This window comes from Flavobacterium sp. UBA7680 (genome assembly GCF_002482975.1).
In the GTDB taxonomy this organism is placed as follows: domain Bacteria; phylum Bacteroidota; class Bacteroidia; order Flavobacteriales; family Flavobacteriaceae; genus Flavobacterium.
The window spans coordinates 25,337-36,489 of the sequence record NZ_DLHA01000029.1 but is presented as its reverse complement, the minus strand read 5'-3'; the positions used below and the strand labels follow the sequence as shown (position 1 = coordinate 36,489).

Annotated in this window: 11 protein-coding genes; 9 read left to right on the top strand and 2 right to left on the bottom strand. The window is 33.8% G+C overall.

Features of this window, described 5'->3' with window-relative positions; translation table 11 throughout:
- Positions 1-410: 410 nt before the first annotated feature.
- The 6 genes from B3C18_RS12350 (at position 411) to B3C18_RS12325 (ending at position 3,502) form a co-directional block, all read left to right on the top strand.
- Positions 411-707 (top strand): hypothetical protein, encoded by a 297-nt coding sequence (locus tag B3C18_RS12350; RefSeq protein WP_291147106.1) that lies wholly within the window; start codon positions 411-413, stop codon positions 705-707.
- Positions 708-776: 69 nt separating this feature from the next.
- Entirely contained in the window at positions 777-1,073 is a 297-nt protein-coding gene (locus B3C18_RS12345) for a hypothetical protein (protein ID WP_291147105.1), read from the top strand.
- Between the two features lie 26 nt (positions 1,074-1,099).
- Positions 1,100-1,390, top strand: coding sequence for a hypothetical protein (locus B3C18_RS12340; protein ID WP_056208572.1), 291 nt, complete (start codon positions 1,100-1,102; stop codon positions 1,388-1,390).
- Positions 1,391-1,412: 22 nt separating this feature from the next.
- Positions 1,413-1,709 carry a hypothetical protein gene (locus tag B3C18_RS12335; protein ID WP_291147100.1) on the top strand — a complete coding sequence of 99 codons (297 nt, stop codon included), beginning with the start codon at positions 1,413-1,415 and terminating at the stop codon, positions 1,707-1,709.
- A gap of 14 nt (positions 1,710-1,723) precedes the next feature.
- On the top strand, positions 1,724-2,020 hold the full coding sequence (locus tag B3C18_RS12330; protein WP_053473298.1) for a hypothetical protein: 297 nt from the start codon (positions 1,724-1,726) through the stop codon (positions 2,018-2,020).
- Positions 2,021-2,149: 129 nt separating this feature from the next.
- Positions 2,150-3,502 (top strand): sigma-54-dependent transcriptional regulator, encoded by a 1,353-nt coding sequence (locus B3C18_RS12325; protein ID WP_291147092.1) that lies wholly within the window; start codon positions 2,150-2,152, stop codon positions 3,500-3,502.
- Here B3C18_RS12325 and B3C18_RS12320 read toward each other — a convergent pair.
- Positions 3,499-5,940, bottom strand: a complete 2,442-nt coding sequence (locus B3C18_RS12320) for an ATP-binding response regulator (protein WP_291147085.1) — start codon at positions 5,938-5,940, stop codon at positions 3,499-3,501. The two genes, B3C18_RS12325 and B3C18_RS12320, sit on opposite strands and share 4 nt — an antisense overlap.
- A gap of 179 nt (positions 5,941-6,119) precedes the next feature.
- Entirely contained in the window at positions 6,120-8,021 is a 1,902-nt protein-coding gene (locus B3C18_RS12315; RefSeq protein ID WP_291147080.1) for a S9 family peptidase, read from the bottom strand.
- A gap of 285 nt (positions 8,022-8,306) precedes the next feature.
- Here B3C18_RS12315 and B3C18_RS12310 point away from each other — a divergent pair, with 285 nt between their 5' ends.
- Genes B3C18_RS12310 through B3C18_RS12300 form a run of 3 tightly spaced genes read left to right on the top strand, consistent with a single transcriptional unit; the run spans position 8,307 to position 11,150 of the window.
- A complete protein-coding gene (locus B3C18_RS12310) occupies positions 8,307-9,419 on the top strand; it encodes an NAD(P)/FAD-dependent oxidoreductase (protein WP_291147078.1) in 1,113 nt (370 codons plus the stop codon).
- Entirely contained in the window at positions 9,419-10,204 is a 786-nt protein-coding gene (mtgA, locus tag B3C18_RS12305; protein ID WP_291147077.1) for a monofunctional biosynthetic peptidoglycan transglycosylase, read from the top strand. Before B3C18_RS12310 ends, mtgA begins: the two co-directional genes overlap by 1 nt.
- Entirely contained in the window at positions 10,194-11,150 is a 957-nt protein-coding gene (locus B3C18_RS12300; RefSeq protein WP_291147076.1) for a lipid A deacylase LpxR family protein, read from the top strand. Before mtgA ends, B3C18_RS12300 begins: the two co-directional genes overlap by 11 nt.
- Positions 11,151-11,153 lie beyond the last annotated feature (3 nt).

The window sequence follows — 11,153 nt, the reverse complement described above, 5'->3', positions numbered from 1 at the left end:
TAGTTCGAGCCGAAGGCTCTTCAAAGTTTCTAAGGAACATATTATATTGTAGAGCTGGACTTCAGTTTTTTATATCTATACACTAAACCGGATTAAAATCCGGCCCTACAATATAGTTCGAGCCGAAGGCTCTTTAAAGTTCCGAAGGAACAAATTATATTGTAGAGCTGGACTTCAGTCCAGTTTAAGCAAAAGGATAAATAGCGAAGTATGCACAATAAGTGTATACTTTTTACACACTTCTACCTCAAAGTATACACTTTTACACTCTTTTAATTTTTGGCACATTTTAAGTAATTCCTTTATTTATAGGCTTTAAGCAGGTTTTAAGGTTGGTATTTGGTTTTCGGCACAATAGTTTCTTTATCTAAAGTGTAAACAAACTATTAACTATTTAAAATATACACATTATGAAAAATTTATTTTTATCAGCCGCGATCGTTTTAGGAGGTTTAACATCATTTGCTTCAACTTCTCCAATAACGAATTCTATTGTAAAAGTTGTTTCAGTTGCAGACGACTATGTTGAAATTAAATTAGAAGAATTACCAGCTCCAATTACTGAAGCTTTGAAAAAAGCTTACCCTGACGCAGTAATTACTAAAGCTTACAAAAATGAAAAGTCAGAATATAAATTGGATGTTACTGTAGGTGAAAAGGTAGGAAATCTTTTTGCTAATGCTGATGGAACCTGGATTAAAAAATAATCCTCTGTACCGTGAAAATCCAAATTAAGAATACTAAGATTAAATTAAGAATATTAAAAAATAATTATCATGAAAAATTTATTTTTATCAGCCGCAATCGTTTTGGGAGGTTTAACATCATTTGCTTCAACTTCGCCAATTACAAATACAATAGTAAAAGCAGTATCATTTCAAGATGATTATACTGAAGTTAAAGTAACAGAAGTTCCGGCAGCGGTAACTGATGCACTTAAAAAAGCATATCCAGACGCAGTTCTTACTAAAGCATACAAAAACAGTGCTTCTCAATACAAATTAGAAGTAACAGTGGGAGACAAAGTAGGTTCTCTTTATGCTAACGCCGATGGATCTTGGGTAAAAAAATAAAAAGCTAACCCTAAAAAACTATTATTATGAAAAAGCTAATATTATCGGCAGCGATCCTGTTAGGAGGACTGTCAATGCAAGCAGAAAATACTGTTTTAACCACCACTACAGTAAACACAATAAACTATCAGGATGATTATAAAGAAGTCGACGCTGTTCCAGCTGCGATTAAAAAATCACTTGATGAAGCTTATCCAGGTGTAAAATTGGATAAAGCCTATGTGAATTCGAAAAAAGAATATAAAATTGAGGTTACAGTAAGAGGCGAAAAATCAATCGTTTATACTGATGCCGCAGGAACTATTCTTAAAAAATAATAACTCTAAATCTTAAAGCATTATGAAAAAGTTAATCTTATCAGCAGCGATTATTTTAGGAGGTTTGTCTCTTCAGGCAGCAACTCCATCAGAATCAAATTCAGTAGTTAAATCAGTAAATATTCAGGATGAATATACTGAAGTTGCAGCAGATGCCGTACCGGCAGCTGTAAAATCTACAATTGAAAAATCGTTTGTAGGTTCTAAACTTGAAAAAGCATGGAAAAATGCTAAAGACGAGTACAAACTTGAAATTTCAAAAGAAGGTAAGAAATATACTTTTTTTACTGATGCTTCAGGAAATATCATTAAAAAATAATTAAACAGAGCAATATGAAAAAGTTAGCCATCTCAGCAGCTATTCTTTTAGGATGCTTATCAATTCCTGCAATAGCAGAGATAACTCCAAATAAAGTAAAAACGACAGTTTCTGTACAAACAGAATATACTGAAATTAGCACAGATGTTGTTCCGGCAGCTGTAAAGACTGCTCTGCAAACCGCTTATCCAAATGCAAAACTGGAAAAAGCGTATGTTAATGATAAAAAAGAATACAAATTAGAAATATCGGTTGGTGACCAAAAGGCTACTGTGTATTCAGATGTCAATGGCAACTGGTTGAAGATATAATTAGGTGAAATTAGATTTATGTTTTTGGTGAAAAAGAGATTGCATTGTGCAATCTCTTTTTTTTTCGCATAATTTTAAGAAATTATAACTTTAATAGTATTATTTTAGCAAAAAAGTCCCTCCAATCACATGTCAAAGATATTAGTAATAGAAGATGATATTTCGTTTTGTAAATTATTAGAAAAATTTCTAGTAAAAAACCAATACGAAGTAAGCATCGCATTTTCTGCGTCAGAAGCCAGATCGGCAATCAAAAACGAATCTTTCGATTTGATTTTGACAGATCTTCGCTTGCCTGATTCTGACGGAATTGTACTAATGTCTGAGATTAAAAATTCATATCCGGAAATTCCGGTAATCTTAATGACGGGATATTCTAATGTTAATACGGCTGTAAAAGCAATTAAAAATGGTGCGGCCGATTATATTTCGAAACCCTTTAATCCAGATGAGGTTTTATTGGTCATTACAAATGCATTGAAAACTTCAGGAATTGAAGAAGAAAATGAAGCTCCGGTTAAACAAAAAAAATCGGTAAAGAAACCCGTTTCTGCCGAAAATGAATTTGTACGTGGAATTTCTGTCGCTTCAAAAAAACTTCTAGATCATATTCAATTGGTAAGCCCAACAGATATGTCGGTTTTAATCATCGGCGAAAGCGGAACAGGAAAAGAAATTATTGCGAAAAGTATTCACCAGCAAAGTCATAGAAAAAACAATAATTTTATTGCAGTCGACTGCGGAGCCATTCCAAAAGAATTAGCAGCAAGCGAATTCTTCGGACATTTAAAAGGATCTTTTACCGGAGCAATCAGCGACAAAATGGGATATTTTGAAGCTGCAAACGGCGGAACTCTTTTTCTGGACGAAATAGGAAACCTTTCGTACGAAAACCAAATTCAGTTATTGCGTGCACTTCAGGAAAGAAAAATTAAACCTGTTGGAAGCAATAAAGAAATAAACGTCGATATCCGCATTATTACAGCCACAAACGAAGATTTACGTGAGGCAGTAAAAAATGGCGATTTTAGAGAAGATTTATACCATAGAATCAATGAATTCTCTATTCAGTCTCCATCTTTAAAAGACCGCGACGAAGATTTAATGGTTTTTGCCGATTATTTCCTTGAAAAAGCCAATCAGCAATTAAATAAAGATATCATAGGATTTTCTCCGGAAGTAGTTACTATTTTTCAAAATTACAACTGGCCGGGAAATTTACGGGAACTACAAAACTGTGTAAAACGCGCAACACTTTTAACGCAAGGTGATTTTATTGAAAGCGATGTTTTGCCAATTGAATTTTTTCAATCTCAGAAACAAGCCGGTTTTAGCGGTAGTTTTTCTTTATCAGATAATGAAAAAGAAGCCATAATTCAAGCTTTGAACAGAACGCAGAATAATAAATCGGAGGCGGCGAAATTGCTTAAAATTACCAGAAAAACGCTTTACAATAAATTAAAGCACTACAATATTGATTAAACGATTTCTTGTTCTAAAGCTTCAAAAAGTTTGTTTGTTTTTGCTTTAAGAGCTTCAAAAATATCTCTCGAATCTGCAATTTCAAGATTATTTTGTTCCAGTGTTTTTAATAGAATGCCAATATCGCGCGCTTCTATTTGTCTAAACATGGGCGCAATACGATGCGCTATAGAATTTATTTCGGGAACATTTTTTTCCTCAATAGCATTTTCAAGCAAATCTAAATTTTCGTTGCTGCTTATTATAAAAGCTTTTAATACATCGTTTAAAGCATTTTGGTCATTGCCTAAAAACTCCTTTAAAGTCTCTAAAGTATACAATTTAGAAGAAACGGTTTCTTCAATTTCATTTATGGCAGCTTTTGGTAAAGTATCATTATCCAGAATATGCTGAATCGTTTCGAGTAATATTTTAGGCGAATACGGTTTATTTACAACGGTTGTAAAACCGGCTTCGGTATAAACGGCAGCATCTAAATCTGTTCTTCCGGTTAAGGCAATTACAGGCTGATTTTTATAAATGCCTTTTTCAGAATTTCGAAGACTTTTCAAAAACATAAAACCGTCCATTTCCGGCATTTGAATATCAGTAATCACAAAATCAAAATTAGTATTCTGGATCGCTTCTAGTGCTTTTACAGCATTGCTAAAAGATAAAACCTGATGTTCTTCCTGTCTTAAAACACCGCTCGTTAAATTCAGCAAGTTAATATCATCGTCAATTACAACGAAAGTCTGCTTTTTCGTATTTCGGGCAATGCTTCTTTTTATTTCTTCAACCGTAATTTCGCTTTGATCCAGAATTAAAGGAATTTTAATCTCAAACGTACTTCCTTTCCCAAAAGTACTTTCGAGACTTATTCTTCCGCCCATAAACGAAATTATTTTTTGGCAGATGGAAAGTCCTAAGCCAGTTCCGCCGTATTTCTTTTCGATATTTTCATTCGCCTGAGCAAACTCTTCAAAAACTAATTTTTGATTTCCTTTTTCAATTCCAATTCCCGTATCTTCAATTGTAATAATAAAGAAGTTTTCGTTTTCACTCACATACGAACTGATTTTGATATGGCCTTCTTCAGTAAATTTATAAGCGTTCCCAATAATATTCGTCAAAATCTGTTTCAGTCGAAACGGATCTCCAACAACTCTTGTATGAAGTTTGTCATCCACATTAATAATTAAATCAATGTTTTTTTCTTTGTAAACCGTTTGAATATTTCTGGCCGTATCTTCAATAAGTTCTGGAAGATAAAACGGAACTTTTTCAATCGTGATTTTTCCAGCTTCAATTCTCGAAAAATCCAATAAATCCTGAACTAGCTGCGTAATATATTCAGATGAATTTTTGATGTTTTTAATGAAATACGACTGTTTTGTATTCACATCAGAATTTCCTAAAAGTTCAGAATAACCCACAATAGTACTCAAAGGCGTTTTTAAATCGTGGCTTACTGTCGAGATTAACTGTTCGCGGCTTTTTAATAAATTCTTGGTTTTGAAATTCGCAATTTCAAGCTGTTTTTTATAAACCTGAGATTTAGAATAATCGCTAACAATTAAAACAGAAAAAAACAAAGTCAAAATTAAACCTGCAATTGCCGAAGCCGTTACAATCTCGTTGACTTTTTTAAGTGATTTTTCTTTTAAAGAGTTGTTCTTTATCGAATTGATTATAATTTCCCTTTCGATAATTCGAAGTACTTTTCGTAGCTGTTCAGAAATGGCAATTTCATTTTTCAGCAATTTATTTTCCTCAAAATTCAGCGTTTCTTTTTTCTTTTCAGCTTTTAATTTTACGTTACTAAGCAGTTTTTTAGAATTCGCCAAAATAGAATCCGAAGCTTTTTTACTCAACGTATTTGTGCTGTCATCCGGAATATTCTGATTTAAATAATCCACATATTTCTGCAGTACATTTCGCTGATAATTTCCTAATTCATTTGGGTTTTTGGTAAAATCCTGAAGTTCCAGTTTTCGAAGATTAAACTCCATTTTGGTAATTTCGTCAATAGCATTATTGACCGAAACTTCGTCTTCGGCTTTATTTTTTATCGTTTTTAATTGTCGGATATTTTCTGTTTTTTCAGATAATAAATACGTAACACTATCCAATAAAACTTTCTGATATTCTGTAGTAACGATTTGTTTTAAAGTATCAATTCTGGCTTTTAAAGAATCGGTTTCGATAAGGTAACTTTTAAAATCAGTTTCAGAATTGGTTTGAATCGTTTTCCTCGCTAAACTCTCTGTTTTATAAACATTCGAAAACAATTTACTTACGCGGAGAATTTTAGTTTTTTCCTGAGCAATTTTATCTTCGAGTTTATTGTAAACCACATTTTCAGAATATAGAAACCACCCCACAGTAACCACCAAAGCAAGTAATGCAACATAACTGAATAAAACCTTAAGTGCTGTATAACTTTTTTTGCTTTCCATAGTGTTTATTTGGCGTTTACGAAGTTTACTAAAATTACAATTCCCTGCAATTTATTTAAAATTTCCATTTAAGAAAAGTAAATGCAAATCAAATATTTACATAATTCAAAGGTTTTAAAAATAAAATAACCGCAGATTATATAAATAATGCTGCGGTTATTTTATTTTAATTTTATGATTTAAAGCGTTTCGTTCAGCCATTTAAAGAATTCTCCCTGCCAAACCTGAGCATTTTGTGGTTTTAAAACCCAGTGATTTTCATCTGGGAAATACACAAAACGGCTTTTGATTCCTCTTAACTGCGCTGCCTGGAAAGCTTCTTGTCCTTGTCCAATTGGCACACGGAAATCTTTTCCTCCCTGAAAAATCAAAATTGGTTTATTCCAGTTTTGAACTAAAGTTGCAGGATTAAAAGTAGTATACGCTTTTTGCGCCACAGCATTATCTTTCTCCCAATAAGGTCCGCCAAAATCCCAGTTGTTAAAGAAAACTTCTTCAGTAGTTCCTAACATACTTACCGTGTTGAAAACTCCATCGTGAGCGATAAAAGTTTTAAAACGGTTTTTGTGAATTCCTGCTAAATAAAATACAGAATATCCTCCGTAGCTTGCTCCAACGCAACCTAAACGACTTTTGTCAACATAACTTTCTTTTGCAACATCATCAATTGCAGAAAGGTAATCGTCCATAACTTGTCCGCCCCAGTCTTTACTAATCTGCTCATTCCACTCAACACCATGTCCTGGCATTCCGCGACGGTTTGGTGCCACAACTACATAACCTTTTGCCGCCATTAAAGAGAAATTCCAACGGAAAGAGTACGATTGTGTCAATGCACTTTGAGGTCCGCCTTGGCAGAACAATAAAGTTGGATATTTTTTAGAAGCATCGAAGTTTGGAGGTAAAATAACCCAAACCAGCATTTTTTTACCGTCAGTTGTCGTAACGTAACGTTTTTCTGTTTTGCTTAATGCTAAAGTTTTGTATGTTTCAGTATTGATGTTTGATAATTGTTTCCAAGTGTTTTTCTTCAAATTAAAAGAAAAAATCTCACCAGCATGATTCATGTCTGTTCTCGTAACGATGATATCATCTCCAGAAAAACCAACTAAATCATTTACATCAAAATCACCGTTTGTTAACTGACGAACTTGAATCGCGATTTTAGTTAAACCCGGAAAATTAACAGAGAAAAGCTGTTTTGTTCCGTCAATTGGCGCAACAAAAAATACCGTTTTTCCGTCTTTACTCCAGATAAAATTATCTACAATTCCGTCCCAATTTGCTGTTAAGTTCGTTTTGATTCCTTTAAACTCAACAATAATATCGTTTTTATCCGACTCGTAACCGTCACGTTTCATTTGCAGCCAAGATAAATTTCCTGTTGGAGAAAATTGTGGCGCCGTGTCGTAACCTAAATTATCTTCGGTTTTATTTGTCGTTTTTTGAGTTTCTAAGTTGTACTCATAAATATTCGTGTTTGTAGAAACTGCATAAGCCGTTCCTGCTTTTTTCTTGCACACATAAAAAATACTTTTGCTGTCTGGCGACCAGATATAATCTTCGTCACCTCCAAAAGGTTTCTGCGGAGAATCAAAAGTTTCACCTTTTAAAATGTCAATTCCTTTTGCACCGTCTTTGTTTTCTTTATAAAAAACGTGATTAAATTTTCCTTCGTTCCAGGTATCCCAATGACGGTAATCTAAACCATCATAAATTTGAGCATCAGATTTGTCTAACTTCGGATAAAAATCTTTACCTAAAACATTGTCGATTTTTACTTCTTCATTATAAACTAAATATTTTCCGTCTGGCGAAACATTTTTATCTGCTAAAACGTCTTTTGTGTCTTTAATTTCAATTGTATTTCCTCCGTTTACAGGAATAGTGTAAAATTTAGAGTGCGATTTGTTTTCTTCTACAGAAGGCGTTGAAACCTTAAAAACTACATTTTTTGCATCTTTAGAAATTCCAAGCGGAGTAACTCTGCCTAATTTCCATAACAATTCCGGAGACATAACATTCTGCCCGATAGCGTTTAAACTCATCATTATTAAGGTTGTTAATAATACTTTTTTCATAATAAAAATTCTATTTTTTTGTGCGCTAAAAATACAACATTTAAATCCCAATTAGTTAAATTTCAAATTCCAATTTATTGTTAAAATTCCAATCTTTTAAATACCAAATTCCAAAAGCCTTGTCTTTAAAATTTTATTCGCCACGAATTCACGAATTATTTTTTGATAATAAAAATATGCAGCTATTAAAAAATCAACAGCAAAGTTTGGAATTTGGAATTTAAAAATTTGTAATTTAACCCAAGATTGGAATTTGTAATTTAAATATTGGAATTTAATAAAGATATGGAACTAAGTTATTGGGAACTAAAAAACTGGTTCACAGATATTGATTATACAATTGTGGGCAGCGGTATTGTTGGTCTGCACACTGCTTTACGCTTACGTGAAAGATTTCCTGCCGCCAAAATTTTGGTTCTCGAAAGAGGAATGCTGCCACAAGGCGCGAGTACAAAAAATGCTGGTTTTGCCTGTTTCGGAAGTCTTTCTGAAATTTTAGATGATTTAAAAACGCATTCAGAAGAAGATGTTGTGGCGCTTATCGAAAAACGTTGGAAAGGTTTGCAGTTACTCCGAAAAAGATTAGGCGATCAAGCAATTGATTTTAAACCTCACGGCGGATATGAATTGTTTTTGAAAGAAGATGAATTTGGATTTAGCGAATGTATTTCGAAACTGCCTTTTATAAACGAAATTTTAAAACCGCTTTTTAAGGCCGATGTTTTTTCTAAAGAAACGGACCGTTTTGGATTTGGAAATATTCAGGATTATTTAATTTTTAATCCGTTTGAAGCACAAATCGATACCGGAAATATGATGCAGGAATTATTGAAGCAAGCCGTATCTGCAGATATTTTAATTTTGAATCAGCAAACCGTAACTTCTTATTCTGATGCCGGAAACCATGTTGAAGTGGTGCTGAACGATTTTAGTTTTAAAACTAATAAATTACTTTTTGCTACAAATGGTTTTGCAAATACTTTGACAAACGGAGCGGTAAAACCCGCGCGGGCACAAGTTTTAATTACAGAGCCTATTAAAAATCTGGATATAAAAGGTACTTTTCATTTAGACCGAGGTTATTATTATTTCAGAAATATTGGCGACCGAATTTTATTTGGCGGAGGCCGAAACTTAGATTTTGAAACGGAAACAACAACCGAATTTGGTCAGACAGAAATTGTTCAAAATAAATTGGAAGAGTTGCTTAAAAATGTAATTTTACCAAATCAGGATTTCCAGATCGCGCACCGTTGGAGTGGTATTATGGGAATTGGAAATAGTAAAAGTCCTGTTGTTTCTCAATTGTCTGAAAACGTGTTTTGTGGAGTGCGTTTAGGCGGAATGGGAGTAGCGATAGGCAGTTTAGTAGGAACAGAATTAGCAGATTTAATATAATGGCAGCAGCGAAGAAACCAGCACCAAAAAAAACAACAACCGCAAGTACACCAAAACCAAAAACGTCTGGAAAGAAATCAAACCGTTCTTTTGGAGAAAAGGTAAAATGGTTTTTGATTAAAACTGTATTGTGGTTTTTCGGAATTTCGATAGGATCGGTTATATTTTTTAAATACGTTCCCGTGCCTTTTACGCCTTTAATGCTTATTCGGGCGATTGAAAATAAAATGGACGGAAAAGAAGTTTATTTTGATCACGATTGGGAACCAATTGATAAAATCTCCATGAATTTACAAAAAGCCGTAATCGCGAGTGAAGACGGAACTTTTTTAACGCATAATGGTTTTGATTTTAAAGCGCTGCAAAAAGCCTATAAAAGCAATGAACGCGGACGCCGAATTCGCGGTGGAAGTACGATTTCGCAGCAAACGGCAAAAAACGTCTTTTTATGGCAGGGGAAAAGTTATTTCCGTAAAGGTTTGGAAGCTTATTTTACTGTTTTAATAGAAATCATCTGGGGTAAAGAACGCATTATGGAAGTTTACCTGAACAGTATAGAAATGGGCGACGGAGTTTATGGCGCGTATGCAGCAACAGAACATTGGTATCGCAGAGATGCTTCGAGTTTAACGCCAATGCAGGCTGCAGGAATTGCGGCGATATTGCCAAATCCGAGAAAATTTAAAGCTACAGGTTCGTCAAGTTATATTAACAGAAGAAAAGAAAGAATTGTTCGCGAGATGCGTTACGTAGGGAAAATCAATTATAGCGGGGATGGTAAATAAAAAAGCATTTTTTGCTTTTCTGATTTTGACTTCAACGTTAACTTTTGGACAAGGAAAAACTAAAGAAATAGGTTTTATAACCGACAATGATTTATATACTTCGTCTAAAAACGACATGTATTATACCAATGGTTTGGAGATTTTTTACCGATTTTTATCTAAGAATGAAAACGAAAAAATCAATAAAAAAATAACCGAATTTAGGATTGGGCAATATATCTATAATCCGAGATTTATTAATAAAGAAGCGGTTGATGTAAACGATCGTCCTTTTACAGGTTATCTTTTTGCAGAAGCTGGACGAAGCTTTTTCTATCAAAGCGAATCGGTTTTAAAGACTGATTTTCAATTGGGATATATGGGACCGAATGCTTTTGGAGAAGAAACGCAGGAAGGTTTTCATAAACTTATTGGCTATAAAACAGTTTACGGCTGGGACAATCAGCTTCATAATGCTCTTGCCGTTCAGGCGCATGTTATGTATTCGAAGAAATTATTTCCATCAAAACATAACGATTTTATAGATCTTCATTTTCAGTCTGAAGCAAATTTGGGAACTATTTTTACAGGAGTTTCAACTGGATTTTTAACCCGAATTGGTTTCAAGAGACTGACTCCAATTTACGATTCCAATCTTCACGATGCTTCGGTAAGTGCAAATGAGCAGCCAAATATTAGAGAATTTTATTTCTACGCGATGCCAAGTGTAAATTATCAGTTTTATGATGCGACGATCGAAGGCAGTATGTTTAACGATACAAGTCCGATAACTTTCGATCTGGTTCCGCTTCGTTTCAATGCCGAGTTTGGTTTGAAATACAGACACAATAACTTCAATATGTCGTATTCATTTATTTATCGCGGAAGGGAATTAGAAGGCGATGTTAATGATACGAATACGGGATACTTTTTTGGGTCGATTAGAATGGGGTTTTTGTTGAGGTAATAT